20 protein-coding genes are annotated in these 21,818 nt (G+C 63.0%); 8 read left to right on the top strand and 12 right to left on the bottom strand.

Translation table 11 applies throughout. The annotated features are described in order from the left end of the window. Position 1 precedes the first annotated feature (1 nt). The 8 genes from FDP28_RS16255 to FDP28_RS20850 all read right to left on the bottom strand — a co-directional run bounded on the left by FDP28_RS16255 (position 2) and on the right by FDP28_RS20850 (position 8,534). Positions 2-1,633 carry a UDP-N-acetylmuramoyl-L-alanyl-D-glutamate--2,6-diaminopimelate ligase gene (locus FDP28_RS16255; protein WP_144662578.1) on the bottom strand — a complete coding sequence of 544 codons (1,632 nt, stop codon included), beginning with the start codon at positions 1,631-1,633 and terminating at the stop codon, positions 2-4. A gap of 101 nt (positions 1,634-1,734) precedes the next feature. Next, positions 1,735-3,531 carry a peptidoglycan D,D-transpeptidase FtsI family protein gene (locus FDP28_RS16260; RefSeq protein ID WP_144662579.1) on the bottom strand — a complete coding sequence of 599 codons (1,797 nt, stop codon included), beginning with the start codon at positions 3,529-3,531 and terminating at the stop codon, positions 1,735-1,737. Positions 3,532-3,573: 42 nt separating this feature from the next. Continuing rightward, on the bottom strand, positions 3,574-4,236 hold the full coding sequence (ftsL, locus tag FDP28_RS16265; protein WP_144662580.1) for a cell division protein FtsL: 663 nt from the start codon (positions 4,234-4,236) through the stop codon (positions 3,574-3,576). Next, complete coding sequence (rsmH, locus tag FDP28_RS16270) at positions 4,233-5,261, bottom strand: 16S rRNA (cytosine(1402)-N(4))-methyltransferase RsmH (RefSeq protein ID WP_186313660.1); 1,029 nt, start codon at positions 5,259-5,261, stop codon at positions 4,233-4,235. The genes ftsL and rsmH overlap by 4 nt, the downstream gene beginning before the upstream one ends. Positions 5,262-5,395: 134 nt before the next feature. Next, positions 5,396-5,827 (bottom strand): division/cell wall cluster transcriptional repressor MraZ, encoded by a 432-nt coding sequence (mraZ, locus tag FDP28_RS16275; protein ID WP_018779285.1) that lies wholly within the window; start codon positions 5,825-5,827, stop codon positions 5,396-5,398. A gap of 462 nt (positions 5,828-6,289) precedes the next feature. Then, complete coding sequence (locus FDP28_RS16280) at positions 6,290-6,658, bottom strand: DUF3040 domain-containing protein (protein WP_144662582.1); 369 nt, start codon at positions 6,656-6,658, stop codon at positions 6,290-6,292. A 251-nt stretch (positions 6,659-6,909) separates the two neighbouring features. Further along, complete coding sequence (gene dinB, locus FDP28_RS16285) at positions 6,910-8,172, bottom strand: DNA polymerase IV (RefSeq protein WP_144662583.1); 1,263 nt, start codon at positions 8,170-8,172, stop codon at positions 6,910-6,912. Positions 8,173-8,264: 92 nt separating this feature from the next. After that, positions 8,265-8,534, bottom strand: coding sequence for a hypothetical protein (locus FDP28_RS20850; RefSeq protein ID WP_260842504.1), 270 nt, complete (start codon positions 8,532-8,534; stop codon positions 8,265-8,267). Here FDP28_RS20850 and FDP28_RS20855 point away from each other — a divergent pair. Together FDP28_RS20855 and FDP28_RS16295 are read left to right on the top strand one after the other, a co-directional pair. Then, positions 8,533-8,823, top strand: a complete 291-nt coding sequence (locus tag FDP28_RS20855; protein WP_260842505.1) for a hypothetical protein — start codon at positions 8,533-8,535, stop codon at positions 8,821-8,823. The genes FDP28_RS20850 and FDP28_RS20855 overlap by 2 nt on opposite strands. After that, positions 8,820-9,914 carry a polyprenyl synthetase family protein gene (locus tag FDP28_RS16295; RefSeq protein ID WP_144662585.1) on the top strand — a complete coding sequence of 365 codons (1,095 nt, stop codon included), beginning with the start codon at positions 8,820-8,822 and terminating at the stop codon, positions 9,912-9,914. The genes FDP28_RS20855 and FDP28_RS16295 overlap by 4 nt, the downstream gene beginning before the upstream one ends. Positions 9,915-10,035: 121 nt before the next feature. Here the strand turns inward: FDP28_RS16295 and FDP28_RS16300 are convergent, their stop codons facing one another. Next, positions 10,036-10,389 carry an Rv2175c family DNA-binding protein gene (locus tag FDP28_RS16300; protein ID WP_144662586.1) on the bottom strand — a complete coding sequence of 118 codons (354 nt, stop codon included), beginning with the start codon at positions 10,387-10,389 and terminating at the stop codon, positions 10,036-10,038. Between the two features lie 257 nt (positions 10,390-10,646). Here FDP28_RS16300 and FDP28_RS16305 point away from each other — a divergent pair, with 257 nt between their 5' ends. Further along, the gene (locus FDP28_RS16305) at positions 10,647-11,984 is read left to right on the top strand and encodes a lytic transglycosylase domain-containing protein (protein WP_144662587.1); all 1,338 of its coding nucleotides are present in this window, start codon (positions 10,647-10,649) and stop codon (positions 11,982-11,984) included. Between the two features lie 90 nt (positions 11,985-12,074). Continuing rightward, the gene (gene pknB / locus FDP28_RS16310) at positions 12,075-14,114 is read left to right on the top strand and encodes a Stk1 family PASTA domain-containing Ser/Thr kinase (RefSeq protein ID WP_144662630.1); all 2,040 of its coding nucleotides are present in this window, start codon (positions 12,075-12,077) and stop codon (positions 14,112-14,114) included. Between the two features lie 86 nt (positions 14,115-14,200). Here the strand turns inward: pknB and FDP28_RS16315 are convergent, their stop codons facing one another. Next, positions 14,201-15,604 (bottom strand): class II 3-deoxy-7-phosphoheptulonate synthase, encoded by a 1,404-nt coding sequence (locus FDP28_RS16315; RefSeq protein WP_144662588.1) that lies wholly within the window; start codon positions 15,602-15,604, stop codon positions 14,201-14,203. Positions 15,605-15,687: 83 nt separating this feature from the next. After that, entirely contained in the window at positions 15,688-16,461 is a 774-nt protein-coding gene (locus FDP28_RS16320; protein ID WP_144662631.1) for a lysophospholipid acyltransferase family protein, read from the bottom strand. Positions 16,462-16,571: 110 nt separating this feature from the next. Here FDP28_RS16320 and FDP28_RS16325 point away from each other — a divergent pair, with 110 nt between their 5' ends. Genes FDP28_RS16325 through FDP28_RS16335 form a run of 3 tightly spaced genes read left to right on the top strand, consistent with a single transcriptional unit; the run spans position 16,572 to position 18,656 of the window. Continuing rightward, the gene (locus tag FDP28_RS16325) at positions 16,572-17,357 is read left to right on the top strand and encodes an alpha/beta hydrolase (RefSeq protein WP_144662589.1); all 786 of its coding nucleotides are present in this window, start codon (positions 16,572-16,574) and stop codon (positions 17,355-17,357) included. Then, positions 17,354-18,157 carry an alpha/beta hydrolase gene (locus tag FDP28_RS16330; protein ID WP_144662590.1) on the top strand — a complete coding sequence of 268 codons (804 nt, stop codon included), beginning with the start codon at positions 17,354-17,356 and terminating at the stop codon, positions 18,155-18,157. The genes FDP28_RS16325 and FDP28_RS16330 overlap by 4 nt, the downstream gene beginning before the upstream one ends. Further along, positions 18,144-18,656 carry a hypothetical protein gene (locus FDP28_RS16335; RefSeq protein WP_144662591.1) on the top strand — a complete coding sequence of 171 codons (513 nt, stop codon included), beginning with the start codon at positions 18,144-18,146 and terminating at the stop codon, positions 18,654-18,656. Before FDP28_RS16330 ends, FDP28_RS16335 begins: the two co-directional genes overlap by 14 nt. Before the next feature lie 30 nt (positions 18,657-18,686). Here FDP28_RS16335 and FDP28_RS16340 read toward each other — a convergent pair whose 3' ends face one another. After that, entirely contained in the window at positions 18,687-19,745 is a 1,059-nt protein-coding gene (locus FDP28_RS16340) for an ROK family protein (protein WP_144662592.1), read from the bottom strand. A gap of 187 nt (positions 19,746-19,932) precedes the next feature. Here FDP28_RS16340 and FDP28_RS16345 point away from each other — a divergent pair, with 187 nt between their 5' ends. Next, complete coding sequence (locus tag FDP28_RS16345) at positions 19,933-21,747, top strand: AMP-dependent synthetase/ligase (RefSeq protein ID WP_144662593.1); 1,815 nt, start codon at positions 19,933-19,935, stop codon at positions 21,745-21,747. Positions 21,748-21,818: the final 71 nt, after the last annotated feature.

The raw sequence follows: 21,818 nt of genomic DNA on the forward strand, positions 1-21,818 counted from the left end.
TTTAGGACTCTATCCGCTGGTCCGATGAAACGCTGAATCCCCTGGATGTCAAGGCAGCCCTCAGCTCTACCCTGTCGTCCAGGGCAAGGTTCACGCCTTTCACTTCCTGCCAGACCTCATGGCCACGTCCTGCAATGAGAATGGTGTCCTTGGCCGTCGCTGCCTCCACGGCACGACGGATGGCAGCATCACGCGGGTAGGACTCGATGATTTCGCAGTCCAGGTTCTCTTCCTCACGTGCCGCGTAGGCGCCCGCCAGGACGTCCGCGCGGATCGTCGCGGCGTCCTCGTCATGGGGGTCGTCATCGCTGATGATGACGACGTCCGCAAGTCGGGCTGCAATGGCTCCCATGGTGGGTCTCTTGCCTTGGTCACGCTGGCCGGTGGCACCAAAGACCACGATCACCCGGGAACCTTCCTCAGGCGAGCGGACGGCCGTCAGGGCCCGGGCCAGGGCATCGGGATTGTGGGCAAAATCAACGACGGAAGCAGGTTCGGTGGAGACCAGTTGCATCCGTCCTGGAACCGCGACGGTGAAGGGATCATGGGCGTCGAGGGCTTCCTGGAGATCTGCTTCGTCCACACCCGATGCCAGGACCATGACGGTGGCCAACGCGGCGTTGGCCACGTTGAAGTCCCCCGGCAAGCCGGTGTGTACGCGCAAGCTCCGGCCGTCCCGGTGCTTCAATTCGAATTCCGATCCAAGACCACGCGCGTTGACGGAAGAGACGTGCCAGTCAGCGTCGTCGCTGGTGGCCGAAAGAGTCGTCACGGGGATATCGGCCTGCCCGGCAAGCCTGCGGCCCCAGTCGTCGTCCACCGTAACGACGGCCCTCCGCGCACGGGCGGCCGTAAAAAGTTCGGCCTTGGTGTTGAAGTACTCCTCCATGCTGCCGTGGAGGTCCAAGTGGTCCTGGGTCAGGTTGGTGAATCCGGCGACTTCGAACATGACGGCATCCACGCGGCGGTAGGAGATCGCATGTGAAGAGACCTCCATGGAAGCCGCATCCAGTCCCCGCTCGCGCATCAAGGCCAACAGCGCATGGACGTCGGTGGACTCCGGTGTGGTCAGGAGGCTGGGAATAGGCTCTCCCCCGGCCACGATCTCGATGGTGCCGATCAGTCCGGGACGCCGGCCCAGGGCGCGCAGCAACGAGTTGATGAAGTAGGTGGTGGTGGTCTTGCCGTTGGTTCCGGTGACCCCGAACAGAGATGGGTAGGACGCGTCCTCCGGCTGGCTGCGGTAGATCAAGGCGGCCAAAGGCCCGACGACGGCCCGCGGCTCTTCGACGATGAGGACCGGGACTGGTTGTTCGGCTGCCAGCGCAAGCTGGCGTGCTCCGGCGTCGTCCGTCACGACGGCGACGGCACCGGCGTCGATGGCCTGTGGAACGAAATCGGCACCGTGGCGTGTCGCGCCCGGCAGTGCCAGGTAGAGGTCGCCCGCTTCCACTGCACGGGAATTCAGGGTGATGCCCGTGACGCCGATGTCCTGGCTGCCGTCCGGAGCTGTTACACCCAGCGCACTGGCTATGGCGGCCAGGGGCACCGCCGCCACGGAGGCGGGACGGAAGCCTGACCTTCCGGCGTCCGGCGTGGCGGTATTGGAAGCTGGCTCGTTGTGCTCTGACACGTGGTTCTCCGTTGGTGCTCGTGGAACGACCGGCCGGGGGCCAGCGGCGCCCGGGCCGTAGTTGTGGATCGAATGGTGCCCGAAACAGACGCCCAAAAAGCTTACTTGACGAACTGGGGCAGCCGCGCGGGAGTCCCTGTGGAAGGTGCCACGTTGTAGGTCCGCAGGACCTGTGACATCACCGAGCGGAATACCGGTCCGTTGGTGATTCCATAGATATTTCCCTTGGGGCGCTGCAGGACTACTTCCACGATGAACCGGGGGTCGTCCATGGGAGCCATACCCACCATCGATGCCGTGTAGCCATCGAATCCGGGCAATCCGTCCTCCCGGGGTGCCTGCGAGGTACCAGTCTTGGCCCCGACGCGGTAACCGTCGATGGCGGCGTCCTTGATCTGCCCCTCGGTCACCGCGCTTTCAAGGATGTCGCGGACCTGCTGGGCTGTCTCCTTGGAGACCACCTGGCGGGAATCCTTGGCAGGGGCTTTCTGCTCCTGGCCGTCAGGACTGATATACCCGTCAATCAAACGGGGCTGCAGCATCACACCGTTGTTGGCGATACTTTGGAAGGCCCGGACGGTCTGGAGCGTCGACTGCGAGACTCCCTGTCCGAACAGCACCGTGTACTGCTGGCGTTCATCCCACTGGTCGGGCGTGGCGAGAATACCCGTAGCTTCGCCCGGAAGACCAATGTCCGGTTTCTCCCCAATGCCGAATTTCTTGAGCCAGTCATAGCGCTGCTCTTTGCTCAAGCGGCTTCCGACCATCACGGTGCCGGTATTCATGGACCATCCCAGGATGCCCGCAAGGGTGCGCTCTTCGGTGCCGTGCTCGAAAGCGTCCGTGAACGTCTGGCCGTCAATGGTGTAGGCCGACGGGATGGTGAAGTGGTCCAGCGGGAAGGACTTGCCTTCCTCGATGGCAGCCGCCGCTGTGATCATTTTTTGGACAGAGCCGGGCTCGTAGGCGGCGGTTACCGAACGGACGCCACGGTCCTTGGCGTCGACCTTGCCGGGGTCGTTGGGGTCAGGGGCATTGGTATCGGCCAGAGCGATGAGGTTGCCGGTCTTGGCGTCCATCACGACGATGGAACCCCATTCGGCGTTCATCTTGTTCACCTGGCTCTGGATGGCCTGTTGCGCGAAGTACTGGATGTCCGTGTTGATGGTCAACTTGACGTCACTGCCATCCACGGCGGGCGTCAGCTCGTCCGTGGCCACCGGGATGCGGAGACCGTCTGCGCCGATCTCGAAGACTCGTTTTCCTTCCGTGCCGCGAAGAATCTCGTCCTGGGTTTGCTCAATACCGGCCTGGCCAGTAGTTCCGTCCTTCAGGAAACCAACCACCCCGCCGGCCACGCTGCCGTTCGGATACACACGCTTGCTGACGCCTTCGGCGCTGAGCCCGGGGATGTACAGCTTGGTGATGCGGTCTTCCAGCTCAGGCTTGATGTCCTTGGCCACGACGAAATAGCGCTTATCCCCCGTCAGGGACTCGCGCATTTTGGCGACGTCGGTGCCCAGCAGGGCTGCAAGATCCGCGATGCCCTGGTCCCTGGTGATTTCGTCGAGCTTTTCCGTTTTCTCGTTGTACCGGTGGAACGTGGCGGTATTGGTGTTGACCGTCTGGTCCACCACGATGTTGTACCTGATGACACTGCTTGCCAGGACGGTGCCGTTCGCATCCAGGATCTGACCCCGCTCGGCCGGGAGGACCTGGGGGGTCAGCCGCTTGGCGAGGGCAGCTTCGGCCATCCCGCCCATGTCCAGGCCCTGGACCATGAACAACTTGCCACCTACCACCAGCAGCAGGCTCAACATGATGCCGAGCCCGACCCGCAGCCGCCTACGTGCCACCGGCGTCTTCGTTTTTTTCGATGTGCCGGGGTTCTGAGCCACGTTTCTTCCTTGCTGCTGGCCTTGGTTCAGTGGACGGATGGACTATTGCCCGGGTGTCTTCTGTTGGGGGGCCGGGACCGACCCTCCATGAAGATCCACCGGCGGTGTCGCTGCCGGGGATGCCGGTGCAGCCGGCGTGGTTGCCTGCGCTGCCGGCGCTGCGGGTGTAACTGGCTTGAGGTTCTCCAGAGGATCCTTGGTGGTCACCGAGGGAACAACGTCAAGGACGCCTCCCACGGCGGGTGGAGCCAGAACAGCACCAGGGTTCTCGCCCTTGACTGCGGGAGTCGCCTTACCGGTCACTGTCATCGTGTTCAGGTCAATCTGGCCTTTGACGGTGGAAGGTACCATTCCCAATTCTGTAGCCTTGGCTGCCAGATTCTGGGGAGCTTCGTAGTTCTGCTTCTTCTGTGTCAGGTCCTGGTTTTCCTTGTTGAGCGTCGCGGCCTGTGCTTTGAGCTGCACCAACTGGTACTGCGCCGTGGACACAGAGATGTTCAGGACAAGGACCGTCAGGAGTGCCGCGGCCATGGCGACGAAGCACAGAACCACAAAAGGGGTCCTGCGCCGACCCGGGGCGCTGCGTACCACGGACAGCGGCGTGCGCGTCCTGCGTGCGCCATCAGGTTTGCCAGCGGGAGCCGGAAGGGCGCGGGCGGTGTTGCCCACCACGGAGGGCAAAGTCCTCGCTGCGGCGTTGCTCATGCGTCTCTCCTCGGTTTGATGCGTTCGACGGCCCTCAGGCGAGCGGAGGCTGCCCGGGGGTTCTCGGCGATTTCGGCCGCCGTGGGCACTTCCGTCCCTTTGGTGATGGTCTTCAGTTCAGCTTTGTGTTCTTCCAGCTCCACGGGGAACCCGAGCGGGGCCGAGGATTTGGAGCCCTTTTGGAACACGGATTTCACGATCTTGTCTTCCAGGGAGTGGTAAGACATGACCACGATGCGTCCGCCCAGGGCCGTGGAAGCTACTGCGGCCGGTACTGCTCGCTCCAGGACATCGAGTTCTTCGTTGACCTCGATGCGCAGGGCCTGGAACGTGCGCTTGGCCGGGTGTCCGCCGCTCTTTGCCGCAGCCGCCGGGACTACGCTGCGGATCTGTTCCACGAGCTCACCGGTAGTCGCAAACGGTTTCTCAACCCTGGCGTTGACGATCCTGTTGGCGATCCGTCCTGCGAACTTTTCCTCACCCCATTTGCGGATGATGCGGACCAGGTCTTCCTCGCTGTACGTGTTCACGACGTCGGCGGCAGTCTGCCCACGGCTCGTGTCCATGCGCATGTCCAGGGGAGCGTCGTAGGAGTAGGCGAAACCACGCTCGCGTTCATCCAGCTGCAAGGAAGAAACCCCGAGGTCCATCAGGATTCCATGGACCTCCGGGATGCCGAGGTCAGCCAGCACGTCCTCGATTTCGTCATACACGGCGTGAACCAAGTCTGTGCGCTGCGAAAAGGGTTCCAAGCGGGCGCCGGCCAGAGACAATGCTTCCTCATCCCGGTCGATGCCGACCAGGTGGAGATCGGGGAAGCGCTGCAGCATCGCTTCGGAGTGCCCTCCCATGCCGAGAGTGGCATCAATGGCAACGGGAGTCTCTCCACGACTCCTTGCGGCTTCAAAACCGGGAGCGAGCAGGTTGATGCAGCGGTCTTTCAGGACGGGCACGTGACGCTCAGATGTGGGCTTTGCCGCGTCCTGCTCTTCCACGCTGCCTCCTCTTTCCTCAGTTACGTGCATGGTGATTCTTGAATCGGATCCCCATCCGCGCCTATCGTCCGGCCGGCCTGGCTCAGGGGAAGTTGAGCCAGGAAGACTGTTCGATGGGCGGCTGGAGATCCCATTCAAGAAGCGATGGTGCTTCCTCTGACCGGTCAGATAAACCCGGGCAGATTGTCGTCATCCGTTTCCGAGAAGGCTGCTTCCTTCTCGTTGAGGTACTCATTCCAAGCGTCGGCATCCCAGATCTCGGCCCGGGTTCCGGCACCAATTACCGCCAGTTCCCTCCCCAAGCCTGCATATGCACGGAGCGCCGGCGGAATCGTCACACGCCCCTGCTTATCAGGTACTTCATCAGAGGCTCCGGACAGAAAGACCCGGATGTAGTCACGTGCCTGCTTGGAGGACAATGGCGCCTCCCGCATCGACTCGTGAATACGTTCGAATTCCTTCTGACTGAAGACGTAGATGCAGCGCTCCTGGCCCCTTGTGAGAACCAAGCCCTCTGCCAGCTCCTCGCGGAACTTGGCGGGAAGTATGATCCGGCCCTTTTCATCCAGACGAGGCGAGTGAGTGCCCAGAAACACTGGCCCCACCGCCCCTCAGACAAGGTGCCCGCACATACCCAACACTGCCACTACCCTCTTATGCGCTCCACTTTACTCCACAACGCACCACAGTCAACGCAAACATGGGCGTTTCTCCACCACATTGACATTCAGCAAGGGCGGATTGACGCGGATGTGCCCGGGTGGAGCGATGTGGAGGCCCCTACGGTCGGGGGCGCCGCCGCCGTCGAATCCTGCCCGGAAAAGGGCGCCGGAAACAGCCGGGAACCGGAATCGTGCGCTTATCGGGAGGAAAGTGGAGACAGTGGTGGGAAGTGGAGGGATGGAAGCCCTGCCCTTAACAGCAAAAGGACCCGCGGAAACGGGCCCTTTGATTAAGGAGGTCAGTATTTAGGTGTTCAGGAGCAATTCAGGGCACGCCTGATGACGGCTGACAACTCATGCGGCGTCCACTCCCCTGGTCAGGAGCGCTTTGCTCCGTCAGTGGTCGTCGCGGCGCCGTTCATCCCAGCGCTCTTCGAGGCTGCTCATGAATGTGCTCTTGGGCTTGGACTTCGCAGGTTTTCCCTTGCCGGCTTTTCCGAAAGCCGATCCTCGCAACGTTGCGAAGTACACACCAGCACCCATGACAATGAAGCCGAGGACACCCACTGGAATCGCCTGCAGCGAAACGCCAACGAGCAGGAGAAGAATGCCGGCAATCGCGCCAAGGACGCCAATGATGACGTGCCGGGTTGACCAGCTGCGGATGGGATCCGAGCCCATGGTGTTGGCAAACTTCGGATCGTCCTCGTGAAGTTGCTTTTCGAGTTGCTCAAGCAGCTTCTGTTCGTGCTCCGAGAGGGGCATCGCGACCTCCTTTAGTCAGCCAGCGTCTGGACACAACGCCTTCTGTGCGTCTGCTTACCCCAACGATCGGACCAAGAATTTCGTTCCCAAAATACCCTCTTGGTTCAGCGGGCATCCCAGGGCCGACTGTTCAGGAAACAGTTTGTCCAGACGATCTAAATCTCTGTAATAAATAGGATAGTTTGTCGCGGGCTGTTCTGAAAGACGCCCAGGACCATGCGGGACCAAGGTCACAGTGAGCGTCGCAGGGGTCAACGATCAGAGGCAGGCTTGCCCGGTTCCAGGAGCCGGGCAGGAAGCAGTGTCTTGGATCCAAACCGCTGTGAAACCCGGTCCAAGGCCTGCTCGGCCGCACGCCAGTTGTCATCCCGGCGGTCCAGGCTCAATTGCATCGACGTCTGGCCGGCCGGTTCCAGTTGCTCGGCCCTGACACCCACCAGGCGGACGCTCATGGCACGGGTGCCAAGTGACTCCAGGAGTTGCACCGCCACCTGGTAGATCAGCTGGGCACTGTCGACGGGGGTGTGCAACGTCCGACTGCGCGAGACGGTGGAGAAATCGGCGTAGCGCAGTTTCAAGGCAACAGTCCGGGCAAGCATGCCGGAGCTCCGAAGCCGGCTGGCAGTGCGGTGGGACAACCGCAACAGCTCCCTGTGCAGCAAGGCATCATCGGCTGTGTCAACGGAAAAGGTCTCTTCCGCGCCAATGCTCTTCTCAAGCCGGGTGGGTGTTACAGGCCGGGGGTCGATACCCATCGAAAGCCGGTGCACGTGTTCGCCACTTGCACCAAGGACCTTCTTTAGTGAGGACAAAGGAGTGGCAGCGACGTCGGCAACCGTTCGGATCCCCATGCGCGCCAGGACCTCACCGGTCTTGCCGCCTACGCCCCACAGCGCACTGACGGGAAGGCTGTGAAGGTACGCAAGGGTATCGTCGGCGTCAATCTGCAGGATGCCATCGGGTTTGCACCGGGTGGAGGCGATCTTGGCCACGAATTTGCTGCCGGCAATCCCGACCGAAGCGGTGATCCCCAACTCCGAGTGGACCCGTCGCCTGATCAGCTGGCCGATGTCCAACGGCGAACCCAACCGGCGGATAGCCCCACCGACATCCAGGAACGCTTCATCCACGCTGAGGGGCTCCACCAGGTCCGTGATGGAGGCGAAGATCTCCATGAGCTGCCCCGAGACCTCGTAGTACACGCTGTGCCGGGGATTGATGACTACGGCAGCGGGGCACCGCCGCATCGCAATGGACATCGGCATGGCGGATTTTACCCCTGTGGCACGCGCTTCGTAGGAAGCGGACAGAACCACGGAACGCTCGGCGGGGAATCCCACAATCACTGGCTTGCCGCGCAACTCAGGCCTGCTCCGGAGTTCCACGGAAACAAAGAAGGCGTCCATGTCCACATGCAGGATGCTGGTTCGCCGCATTTCCCGCAGGGCATCTCCAGCACTGCGGGCTGGACTCTGGCCGGCGCTTGACTCGCTGCCGGGTGCTTCCTGCCTCACAACGGCAATACTATGCCCGGGCACTGACTAAACTGGAGGCAATGTCCGGCTCAGCCCCAGGAAGGATACCCTGTGAAGCTCTTTGGAACTCCTCAGTCGCGAGGGTTTGCCCTGCTCGCAGTCAGTGTCGCAGTGGCGGCCTCCGCATGCACGCCATCACCCGGCAGTTCGGCCGCACCATCGCCCACCGGCACTTCCTCGTCCACCTCTGCGCCGTCACCGTCCGCCACTGCCTCCCAGGCCAGCAGCACCGCTTCTCCTGAGACGACCGGTTTCACGGAGTCCAGCACTCCCGACCCGAATGCCACGGCCACGGTCAACGCACTGGTTCCCGGATTCCCCGAGCAGCTGATTCCCGTCATGCCCAAGACGTCGGTACGATCCAGCAGCTTCGACAAGAATGCCTCCCTCGCGACAGTGGCGCTTGTCGGAACAATCAAAGCGCCTCCGCAGGGTGTGGTGGACTACTACAAGACCTCCCTGGAAGCCCAGGGCTTCAAGCTGGTCCCCGGGCCCGAAGCGGTGGGAAATGTCACGTCGTTGGACTTCATCCGCGGTGACGGGGAGACAGTGAACGTTTCCATCACGCAGAAGGAAGGCGTCTCAACCTTCACCATCGGCGCCAACGTGGCGGCCGGGTCCATCAAGTGACGCCTGATTCTCTCGTGGCCTCCGAACAGGCCCGTTTCATCGATGGCGTCTCCGCCAGGCTCAACGGCTTCCTTGCGGAGCAGCGGGACGTCATGGCCACGGTTTCACCGGATGTCGCCCCCCTCATCGGCTCCATATCCACCCTGGTCACAGGGGGCAAACGGCTAAGGGCCCTGATGTGTTACTGGGGCTGGCGCGGCGCCGGTGGGCTCGCAGACGACGCCGACATCGTCACCGCTGGCTGCGCCCTGGAACTCTTCCAGGCAGCAGCCCTGATCCACGACGACATCATCGACCGCTCCGATACCCGCCGGGGCGGCCCCAGCGTGCATAAGCGCTTCAGCCACCTCCATGAAAGCAATGGATGGGCCCTGGACAGCGAGCACTTTGGCGACGCCGCCGCCATCTTGACCGGTGACCTCTGCCTCTCGTTCAGCGAAGAAGCGTTCACTGACATCGGATCCCGTGCAGCCTCGGGCAGCCCGGCCCGCCGGATCTTCAACGTGATGCGGGCTGAGGTCATGGCCGGTCAATACCTTGACATCCTTGAGGAGGTGGCTGGCCCGGTCCGTGACCACGCCGGCTCCGTGGACAGGGCCAGGTCCATCATTCGCTACAAGTCTGCCAAGTACTCCACAGAGCATCCGCTCGCCTTGGGCGGCGCTCTGGCCGGCGCTCCCAGCGATCTGCTCAAGGCCTACTCGAGCTTTTCGCTGCCCCTCGGCGAGGCCTTCCAGATGCGAGACGACGTCCTGGGAGTCTTCGGCGACCCCGCAACAACCGGCAAGCCTGCCGGCGACGACCTGCGGGAAGGCAAACGCACAGTGCTCGTGGGTTTTGCCCTGAACCAGGCCACGGCATCGGAGGCCGCCCTTCTGGACCGCATGCTGGGAAACCCTGATCTCGGAGCGGAGGACGTCGAGCGGATCCGTCACCTGATGGTCGAGTGCGGCGCCTTGGACGCCACCGAAGCCCTGATTGCGCAGCTGAGCACGGATGCCTTTGTAGCCCTGGAACGGCTGCCTTTGGATGAGGTTCCACTTTTGGCACTGGGACAGCTTGCTGAAGCGGCGGTCAGCCGCGCTGCCTGAGACGGAAGCCGGCTTCTGCCGGGCGGTCCGGGCAAGGCAATGACAAGACGACGACGGCGGTTGGGGACCGCCGTCGTCGTCGTTTTATGTCTTTGTTTTTTCCTGAACCACGCAGACGCAATTACCAGGCCAGGGACTGGGCGCGGCGCCTGATCTCTGTTTTGCGGCCTTCACGCAGGGCGTCGATGGGGCGTCCGCGCAGGGATTCATCGGGAGTAAACAGCCAGATGATCAATTCTTCGTCGTTATAGCCGGCGTCGCTGAGCACCGCGATGGTGCCCTTAAGACTGTCGACAACGTGCCCGTCTTGTATAAACAGGGCGGGGATGGAGCGGATATTCCGTTCCCCCTGCCTGATGGCGACAATCGCGCGCTCATCCAACAGTCCGTGGACTTTGGTGATGGAAACGTCCAGCAGCTCGGCAACATCCGGAAGCGGCAACCACTCGGAAACAAGGCTTTCTACATTACTCACGGATCAAGGTTGCCACGCCGCCCCGCCCCGCGCCTAGCCGGGGATCCAACGGCCCGATCCGAACGCGCCCGAATCCCCCAATTCCGGCATCGATAAATGGATTCGGCAATCTTCCTTGACTCGATTTGTTGTGTCGGGTCAATAAGTGTGAGAGATTCACACTGATCACACTTGCACCATTGATAACATCAGTAACATTGGCAACACTGACAACAGCGTTAACAATCAACCCCGCTGTTTGAGATGAGGACTCTTTCATGACGACGACCCGCTCGCCGAAACGAACCATGAGCATGCCCGTTATCGCGGCAACCACGGCTGCGCTTCCCGCCGTGGTTTTGTCGTCGCTCGCGCTGGCTCAACCGTCCGTCGCAGCGCCCGCACCCCAACCCCGCAAGCTTCCCGCCACCTTGGTTGCTGCCATGGAGGCGCAGGCTGCGGCAGCGGGTACCGTGATCCCCGCCCAGGCGGTTCCCGCTACCCTCCCAGCGGCACTCCGCCCCCTGGCACCTGCGGTGCCGGCCAGCTACACCGTGGTCCGCGGCGATACCATCAGTGCGATCGCCCGACGGTTCAATCTGGATACTTCCGCAGTACTCCAGCTGAACAACCTGACCCCCACGACGCTCATCTATCCCGGGCAGAGCATCAAGCTCAGCGGCACGGCACCGGCGGCCCCCGCGCCCAGCGCCCCGGCGGCATCCGGCTCCACCAGCACCGCCACCGTGTACACCGTGGTCTCCGGAGATACGCTCGGTGGCATCGCGGCCAAGCACGGGGTTCCCTTGTCGAGCATTTTCAGCTGGAACAACCTCAACGGAAGCTCCATCATCTACCCCGGCCAAAAGATCAAGGTCAGCGGCGGATCAGCGCCGTCAGCACCTGCAACGCCTGCCCCGGCGCCAGCACCTGCGCCTGCTCCCCTGGCGAGCACGGGCTCCTATACCATCAAGGCCGGCGACACCCTCAGCTCCATCGCGTCGCGGTTGGGTGTCTCGCTGTCCGCACTCATGTCGGCCAATAACGTGACCGCAAGCACGGTCATCTACCCGGGCCAGAAACTGACCATCCCGGGTAACAGCCTGCAGCCCGCAGGCGACACAAAACCCCTGGTTCCCAGCACTTTCCTTGGCTTCACCTATCCCCCGGCCGTTGTCAGCTCTGCCAACGAGAACAAGGCACTGCTCAACGCTTCCCCCGTACCGAGCCGCGCTGAAATGAAGACCATCGTGGCAGATACTGCACGGCGGATGGGGGTCAGCCCGTCACTGGCACTGGCCTTTGCCGAACAGGAATCCGGATTCGACCAGCGGGCCGTTTCCCCGGCCAACGCCATCGGTACCATGCAGGTCATTCCGTCATCGGGCCAGTGGGCCTCCGATCTGGTCGGGCGAAAGCTGAACCTGTTGGATCCCTACGACAACGCCACGGCAGGCGTCGCGATCATCCGGGCACTGGTGGCCACGAGCAAGGATCTGGATACTGCCATTGCCGGCTACTACCAAGGCCAGTACTCGGTGAGCAAGTACGGCATGTACGAGGACACCAAGCGGTACGTCGAGTCCATCAAGGCACGTCAGCGCACGTTCGGCTAGGCCTGTCCCGTACCTCGGAAGGGGCCCGCATCCCCAGGGGATTCGGGCCCCTTCCGCAGTCTCGATTAGGATCGTAGGGTGCAAGAACCAATGCAGGACCACCTCATCGGGACCACCGTGGACGGGCGCTACGTGGTCCGATCCCGCCTGGCAAAGGGCGGGATGTCCACCGTCTACCTGGCAACGGACAGGCGCCTGGAACGCGATGTGGCACTGAAGGTCCTGCACCCGCACCTTGCCAACGATCAAACGTTCCTGGAACGGCTCAGCCGCGAAGCAAAAGCCGCAGCGAGCCTCTCCCACCCCCATATTGTTGGCGTCCTCGACCAGGGCGAGGACGGCCACATTGCCTACCTCGTCATGGAGTACGTGAAGGGACACACCCTCCGTGATGTCCTGAACAAACAAGGAGCCCTGCCTCCACGCCTGGCTCTGGCTCTCATTGATCCGGTGATCGAAGGCCTGGCCGCCGCCCACAACTCCGGGCTGATTCACCGCGACATCAAACCTGAGAACGTGCTTATCGCGGACGACGGCCGGATCAAGGTGGGCGACTTTGGCCTGGCCAGGGCAATCTCGGCAAACACCAGCACCGGCGCCCTGATAGGGACCGTGGCCTACCTGGCTCCCGAGCTCGTCCTTGGTCAGCCGGCCGATGCCCGCAGCGACATCTATTCGGCCGGAATCATGCTCTACGAAATGCTGACGGGCAAACAACCGTACAGCGGCGATTCCCCGATCCAGGTGGCGTACCAGCATGTGAACTCAGCTGTTGGCCATCCCTCGGAAGCCGTCCCAGGCCTTGCTGAAGACCTGGACGAACTCGTTCAGTGGTGCACCGCCGTCGATGCCGAAAAGCGGCCAGTTGATGGTTCCGCCTTGCTGACGGAACTGCGCCACATCCGCACGACGCTCAGCGACGAGCAACTTGACCACCGCCAGCAGCCGGCCGCCACGAGCCTTTCCCACGCATCCACGGCCGCCACCGTTGCCCAAAATCCTTTCAGCAATGCCACCGAGGCGATAGCGACCACCGCTTCCCCCACGGAGTTCATTTCCCACCAGAGCAACCCGACCACCATCATGGCCGCCGGTGCTCCCTCCTTCCAGGCGCCTGCCGGCGCCGCAGGAGTGGACGGCCGTCCACCCGGCAAAAGGGACCTGAAGCGGATCGAACGGCAGCAGGCCAAGGACCGTGCCCGGGCGGCGGCAACTCCCGTGCGGCCGCTCAGGGAAGGCAACCCCCGCCGTCGTGGTCTCATCTGGACCGTGGTGATCGTTATTCTTGCGCTGTTGGCGGCCAGTGCGGGCTGGTTCTTCGGCATGGGACCGGGCGCGCCGGGAACCGTCCCGGATGTCAAGAACAAGACGGTCGCCGAAGCCCAGCAGCTGCTCCGGACCGCGGGCTTCCAGTCTGAACCCCAGGACGTTTTCGACGACGACGTCCTCGCCGGGCTCGCCGTGGGCACCAAACCGGAATCGGGCGCCGAAGTCCGGAAGTTTCAGCCCATCACGCTTTTCGTGTCCAAGGGAGCCCAGCTGTTCCCCCTCCCGGACCTCACCGGCGGCACCCTCGATCAGGCCAAAACTGCACTGAATGGAGCACAAATGGCCCTCGGCAATGTCACCCAGGCGTTCGATGAGAAGGTTCCGGCGGGGGTCGTCATCGCCCAGGACCCCGCCAAAGGCAAGGAAGTCCGCCACGGAACACCCGTTGCCTTGGTGGTTTCCAAGGGGCCCCAGCCCATACCGGTCCCTGATGTGCGTGGGCTGGCGCAGGACGCGGCCGTCAAGGCCATCCAGGACGCCGGGCTGAAGGCTGTCATCGCTCCCGAGACTGTCAACGACAAGAGCGTCCCGAAGGGATCGGTGGTCTCACAGGCCCCGGCCAACGGCACGCTCATCAAGGGTGAGACGGTGACGTTGACGGTCTCGAAGGGACCAAAGATGGTCAAGGTCCCAAGCTTCATAGGCAAGCAGGCAACGGAAGCCAAGAGAGAGCTTGAGAAGCTGGGGTTCAAGGTAGAGATCAACAATATCTTGGGAGGCTACTTCGGAAGCGTCCGGGCCCAGAGCCCCGCCAACACCGAAGCTCCGGAAGGCTCGGTAGTTACGCTCACCGTGGTGTAGGTCAGCGAAACACGCAGCAACCATAAGGACGCGGCCCGGGGAAACCCGGACCGCGCCCTTCATGCTGTGTGTTCGGGGCGGAGCACCTACCGCTTGGAAAGGGCTCCGGCTACCAGGAAGGCCATCTCCAGCGACTGCATGTGGTTCAGGCGCGGATCGCACACGGACTCGTAGCGGTCCAGGAATGCGTCCTGGTCGATCGGGTCGGCACCGCCGAGGCATTCCGCGACGTCGTCGCCGGTCATCTCCACGTGCAGGCCGCCCGGGACTGTACCCAGCGAGTGGTGCACTTCGAAGAAGCCACGGACTTCGTCAATGACGTCATCGAAGTTACGGGTCTTGTAGCCGTTCGGCGAGGTCACCGTGTTCCCGTGCATGGGGTCCGTCACCCAAAGGACCTGGGCGCCGGAGGCCGTGACGCGCTCGACGACGGCGGGCAGCTTCTCGCGGATGTTCTTCGCGCCCATACGGGTAATGAAGGTCAGGCGGCCGGGTTCGCGGTTCGGGTCCAGCTTGTCGATGAGGCGCAAAGCGTCGTCGCCGCTGGTCGTCGGGCCCAGCTTGACGCCGATGGGGTTGCGCACACGGGAGAGGAAGTCGACGTGGGCGTGATCCAACTCGCGCGTCCGCTCGCCGATCCACAGGAAGTGGGCCGAAGTGTCGTAAGGCAAGCCGGTGCGGGAGTCGATGCGTGTCAAGGCACGCTCGTAATCCAGCAGCAACGCTTCGTGGCTGGCAAAGAATTCGACGCGCTTGAGCGCCTCGAAGTCGGCGCCGCAAGAGTCCATGAACTTGATGGCGCGGTCAATGTCCCGGGCCAGGGACTCGTAACGCGCGTGGGCCGGGTTCTCGGTGAAGCCCTTGTTCCACTGGTGGACCAGGCGGAGGTCGGCGAAACCACCCTGCGTGAAGGCGCGGATCAGGTTCAAGGTGGAGGCAGAGGTGTGGTACGCCTGCAACATCCGGCCGGCGTCGTGGGCGCGGGATTCAGGGGTGAAGTCGTATCCGTTGACGATGTCGCCGCGGTACGCCGGCAGGGTCACGCCGTCGCGGGTCTCATCATTGGACGAACGCGGCTTGGCGAACTGTCCGGCCATGCGGCCCATCTTGATCACGGGCATGGCGGCGCCGTACGTCAGCACGACTGCCATCTGCAGGATGGTCTTGACGCGAGCACTGATCTTGTCGGCCGTGGCGGCCTCGAACGTTTCCGCGCAGTCACCACCTTGGAGCAGGAATGCCTTGCCCTGGGCCGCAGCAGCCAGGCGCTCCCTGAGGACATCGACCTCTCCGGCAAAAACCAGCGGCGGAACGATCGAAAGTTCCTTGACCGAGGCCTTGAAAACCTCGGCATCCGACCACGTCGGCTGCTGCGAAATCGGCAGGTCACGCCATGCGTCGAGCCCGGGATAGTTCGCAGCTCCGCTTTGGGCGGTGCTGGCGAGTGGATCTGCGGTGGGAAGTGCGGTGTTTGCGGTAAGCTCAGTCACCCTTCAAGAGTAGTGGCCCGGGGCAGGGTTGAGGCACTGGCGGCGTAACTGATGCTGCCGTTTGCGTCACAGTATCCGTGCACTCACTGGCCTTCGGCGCGGGGCTCGTCCCTGTCCTCCGCGATGTCGTTCGCAGCGTCTTCTTTCCCCTCAAGCTTGTGGAGGGGCTCCGGGCCCTTGCCGGCCAACCTGGCCTTGACCACGGCGGCATATTCGTCAACGTATTCCTGGCCGGAGAGACGCATCAGTTCATACATGATCTCGTCCGTAACCGCCCTCTGGACGGCACGGTCCTCTTCCATTCCGTAATAGCGGCTGAAGTCCAGCGGCTGTCCGAAGATGATGCCGATCCGGCGGATGTTAGGGAGCCTTTTGCCGATAGGTTGGACTTTTTCGGTCCCGATCATGGCAACGGGGACCACCGGGACGCGGGTCTGCAGTGCCAGCCTGGCAACGCCCACTTTGCCACGGTAGAGCTTGGCATCTGGGCTCCGCGTGCCCTCGGGGTAGATTCCCAGGAGACCACCGGAGGTGCGCACGTCCTTGCCGGCCTGCAGCGACATCTCTGAGGCCGCCCCTCCGGAACGGTCCATGGGGAGCTGATTGCTCAGCCTGAAGAACAGCGCTGTGAGCCGGCCTTTCAGCCCTTTGCCCGTGAAGTATTCCGACTTGGCCAGGAAAATCACCGGACGACGGACCATCAAGGGAAGAAAAATGGAGTCCGAGAAGGACAGATGATTCGATGCCAGGATTGCCGCCCCATTCTCGGGAACATTGTCCAGGCCTTTGACCCAGGGACGGAACAGGAGCTTGAGGATTGGACCCAGAAAGATCCTCTTCATGACCCAATAGAACACGCTTGTCCTCTCACGGCCGTTGGCTGGCATGCTTCCGGCACCACCGGCCGGCACTCAACTGCAACCCTACTCCAGTGAGAAATATCCGGAACAGTGACACGATGGAACGCATGACGGAACGCAAACCTCCAGCAGCGACCGCTTTCCACTACGCCGGACACGGTCCGAACGCCTCCACAGGAGTGGCCATCTGTCACGGCTTCACGGGCAGCCCTTTGAGCATGCTTCCATGGGCTGAGTATCTGGCCGCGCAGGGTTTTGCTGTGACACTTCCCCTCCTGCCAGGTCACGGCACCAGCTGGCAGGATCTGGCCACAACCCGGTGGCAGGACTGGTACAACGCGTTCGAAGACAGCTACCTGGAACTCGCGGGCACCACGGAAACCTGCTTCGTTGCCGGACTGTCGATGGGCGGAGCCGTGGTCCTCCGGCTGGCGTCCCTTCACGACGTACCCGGTGTGGTGCTGGTCAATCCGGGCCTGAGTTTCTACGACCGGCGCGTGAAGTACGTCGGTGCTTTGAAATACGTCATGCGGACCACCGAGCCCATCGTTGAAGACTCCGCAGCACCGGTGCTGACCGAAGACGGCGACTACTCCAAGACACCCCTCAAAGCCGTGCATGAGCTCAAGAAACTGTTCCGCTCGGCCACCCGGGGACTGCCGCATGTGAAGGCACCGACCCTGGTTTTCAAGTCGACGGTGGATGGCGTAATTCCCCCCAGCTCGGTCGATACCATCCGCAAGCACATTGACTCGACGCGCCTGAAAGTTGTGACGCTTCCGCACAGCGGGCACGTGGCCATCCTGGATGTTGACGCGCCGACCATTTTCGAAGAATCCGCGGCATTTTTCCGCCAACATGCCCATCACAGAGTAGCCTCGGAGTCATCATGAAAATGCTCCCGGATTTCTCACCGTTCCTTAGCAACTGGAGCGGAACTGGACCCCGCGTTGGTGTGGTCATGTCGCATGGCTTCACCGGAAGCCCCCACAGCGTGAGGCCCTGGGCTGAGCATCTGGCCGCTGCCGGTTACGCCGTGCGGCTTCCGCTGCTGCCCGGGCACGGCACTACTTGGCAGGATATGGCCAAGCGCTCGTGGCAGGAATGGCACCGCGCGGTCGATGACGCCTACCTTGAATTGGCGGCCGAATGCGAGTACGTCTTCGCTGCGGGACTGTCCATGGGCGGCACCTTGGCCTTGCGGATAGCAGCCACGCGGCCCGTTGCGGGGACAGTGGTGGTCAATCCCGGACTTGTGCTGGACGATCCACGGGCCGTCATTGTTGCCGCGCTCAAGTACGTGGTGAAGACGACTCCAGCCATCGCAAACGACATCCTCAAACCGGACCAGGACGAAGGCGCCTACGCTCGAACCCCCGTCGCCGCGGCCCACGAGCTCAAGAAGATGTACAAGAACACCGCCATGATCCTGCCGCGCATCACGGCACCAGTGCGGGTCTACAAGTCGACAGTGGACAACGTCATTTCCAACCTCAGCCTGGAATTCCTGCGCTCCCGCGTGCAGGCCCCGGTGGAGATCAACTACCTCCACAACAGCCACCACGTCGCTACGCTGGACAATGACGCGCCTGAAATCTTCTCCGGTACTGTCGACTTCATCCACCAGACCGTAGCGGCGTTGGCCGGGCACGGGTCCTCCCCCGATAAGGATGCAGCCCATGAACAGGCCTGATCCCAACTCAGCCGACCAGAGCGCCAACAAGGACGACGACGCCGTATGGCAGGACCTGGTAGCCCGGCTGGAAGCGACGCAATCCGCTCCCGACAAACCGGAACCGGAATCCGGCCAGCCGAATGCCGGGGTCAGGAAGAGCTTCAGCGACTTCGACCCACTGGGCCTGTCGGCGCCATCGACAGTGCCTTCACCTGATGCCGCCGGCGACGAACAGGGCCGCGCGCTGGGCCCGCGTGACTTTGAGGTGGACGACGACGAAGAACCGTTCGTCCCCGAGGAGCCGCCGAGCCTTGCCGGTACCGAACCCTTGACGATGTTGGCATGGGTTGGTGCTGTGGGTGGTCCCATAGCCCTGCTCTTCACCGCCATGTTCTGGCGTTCAGCTCCGCTTGCAGCCATCCTCGGGATCGTTGCCGCCTTTGTGGCGTCGGTAGTCTTCCTCATCATGAGGCTTCCGCAGGAGAAGAATGAGGACGACGACGGCGCCCGCATCTAAGTGCCGGCGTCCAGGACGCCTCGGCTGGCCTTAGCTGTGCGTCCTCCCGCTGACACGCGACAGGTCCGCGGCACCAATCATGCCGGCCCGAGGGCCCAAGGCAGCCAGTTCAATCCTTGCCATGGGCCGGAATCCTCGCCCTGTGAGGTTTTTGGCAAAGGAGTCGCGGGCAGGTCCTGCCAACAGTTCTCCTGCATCGCATAGCCCGCCGCCGATCACGAACATGCCCGGGTCCAAGGCAGCGGCGAGGTTGGCAAGGCCCAGGCCCAGCCATTCACCTTGGTCCGCGAGCAGCTCCCGGGACGTGACATCGCCGGCAAGGGCGAGGGCTGTGACAGCAGCCCCCGTAATGCTCTCCGCGGCACCTCCGGCACGTTCGAGCAAAGCCCGGCCCTCGGGTGAATTGGTCCTGACGAGCTGCCGGGCTTCACGGCCCAGCGCATTCCCGGAAGCGTACTGTTCCCAGCATCCACGGTTGCCGCATTCACAGCGGTGACCCCCAGGGAAGATGATCTGGTGACCGAATTCGCCGGCCACACCGTAGCGGCCCCGCTCCACCCGGCCATCCATCACCATGGCACCACCAATGCCCGTACCCAAGGTGATGCACACGAGGCGGCTCTCGCCGTGTCCTGCCCCGAAGCGCCATTCCGCCCACGCCGCGGCATCGGCGTCGTTCGTCAGAAGGACCGGACGCCTGAGCAGTTTCTGCAGGCTGGCCCTCAGGGGCTCATTGCGCCAGGCGAGGTGCGGGCTGAACAGCACCGTACCGCCGTCGAGGTCCATCCAACCGGCGGCGCCAATGCCCACCGAAGCGACGCGGTGACTGGCGCTGAGTTCGTCCACGAGCTCCACGATGGTCTGTTCCACGGCCCGCGGATCGGCCCCGGGAGTGGACCTCCGGGCTTCGGCAAGGACCCTGCCCTCGGCATCGACCACGCCGGCCGCCACTTTGGTGCCCCCGATGTCGATCCCGATGGCCAGTCCCCTGCGGCCGAGGTGGCTTCGCCGGGCAGCCCATGGAACGTCCTTCCATGCGGCGGCCGGGGGCCTGGAGTTTACGCGGGTGCTGGAGGGGAATGCGGGCATCCCCTCATACTATTCCGCCAGCTGCTGCGCCCCGGCATCGAGGGCGCCGGAAGTCCCCGAGTTGCTTGAAATGATGCTGAATCCGTAAAGTTACTCGCGAGTAGGTGAAATAGAACACACCTCTGCGAGCGGGCATACTAGAGTGAAAAGAAGCCCCTCGCGGCCCGTGGATATCAAAGGAGCTACCGTGCGTGAAATCAGTGTTCCTCCCCTCGTGAACATCTCCCCTGAAACCAACATCACGGACTTCGTGCTTCGGGAGGCGGGAAAGGCTTCCAACCCACCGCTGTTCTCCAAACTGGACAGCAGCGGCCAGTGGAAGGACATTCGGGCCACAGAGTTCCTCGAAGACGTCCGTGCGCTGGCAAAAGGCCTCATCGCCAGCGGTGTCGGCCAGGGCGACCGGGTGGGCATCATGTCCAGGACGCGCTACGAATGGTCCCTGGTGGACTTCGCGATCTGGTTTGCCGGAGCCGTGTCCGTCCCCATCTACGAAACGTCATCGCCGTCGCAGGTTGCTTGGAACCTCGGAGACTCGGGCGCTGTAGCCGCGTTCGGCGAGTCCGCCCACCATGAGGACATCATCCGGCAGGCCGTCGTCGCGGAGGACATTGCCTCCGTCGCCAACGTGTGGCAGCTCGAAGGCGCCGGCCTCGATGCCCTGCGCGCCGCCGGCGCGGGGGTTCCCGACGACGAACTTGAGTCCCGCCGCTCCGCTGCCGGCCTGCGGGATGTGGCCACCATCATCTACACCTCCGGCACCACAGGCAGGCCGAAGGGTTGCGAGCTGACGCACGGCAACTTCGTGGAGCTGTCCGAGAATGCGCGGGCCTCCCTGCCGGAGATCATCAACGAGTCCGGCAAGACCATCATGTTCCTGCCGCTGGCCCACGTTTTTGCCCGCTTCATCTCCGTCCTGGCTGTGGCCGGGGGTGTCCAGGTGGCCCACACCCCGGATATCAAGAACCTGCTGGGCGACCTCCAGAGCTTCCAGCCCACGTTCATCCTCGCAGTCCCGCGTGTCTTCGAGAAGGTGTACAACTCCGCATTGACGAAGGCCGAAGATGGCGGCAAGGGCGCCATCTTCCACCGGGCCGTGGACACGGCGATCGCATACTCCAAGGCACGCCAGGACGGACGCCTCGGCCTCGGGCTGAAGATCAAGCACGCTGTGTTCGACAAACTGGTGTACGGAAAGCTCCGGGCGGCCATGGGTGGACATGTCGCCCATGCGGTATCCGGTGGCGGTCCCCTGGGCGAACGCCTGGGCCACTTCTTCCAGGGCATCGGGTTGCAGATCCTTGAGGGCTACGGACTGACCGAAACCACGGCTCCCATTTCCGTCAACACGCCCTCCATGATCAGGATCGGAACCGTAGGGGCTCCCCTGCCGGGGAACTCGGTCAAGATTGCGGACGACGGCGAAATCCTCGCCAAGGGCGTCTGCGTCATGCGCGGCTACTACAAGCGCCCGGACCTCACCGAAGAGACGTTCACGGAGGATGGCTGGTTCCGCACCGGTGACATCGGCGAACTGGACAGCAACGGCTTCCTGAAGATCACCGGCCGCAAGAAGGAGATCATCGTTACGGCCGGCGGCAAGAATGTGGTGCCCGCCCTGCTGGAGGACCAAATCCGCTCCGATGCCCTGGTCTCACAGGTCCTGGTGGTAGGCGACAACCGTCCGTTCATCGGCGCGCTGGTCACGCTGGATGAAGAAGCTTTGCCCGGCTGGCTGGAACGACACGGGCTGCCTTCGAGCACCACCCTGGAAGAGGCCAGCGGGCACGCTGTCGTGAAGGCCGCCGTGCAGGAGCTGATCAGCAAGGCAAACCAGTCGGTGTCCCAGGCCGAGGCCATCAAGTCCTTCCGTGTTGTTCCGGCGGACTTCACCGAGGCCTCCGGTCACCTCACACCGTCCCTTAAGGTCAAGCGGGCCCAGGTCATGAAGGACTTTGACGCAGTCATCGAGGAAATGTATTCCGCTCCCCGGGCGTCGTAGCCAGCATCGCCGGAACCAAGGCAGGAAAACAAAAGGGAACCCCTCCCGGACTCAGTCCGGGAGGGGTTCCC

This window comes from Paenarthrobacter nicotinovorans, assembly GCF_007670255.1.
GTDB classification, from domain to species: Bacteria; Actinomycetota; Actinomycetes; order Actinomycetales; family Micrococcaceae; genus Arthrobacter; species Arthrobacter nicotinovorans_B.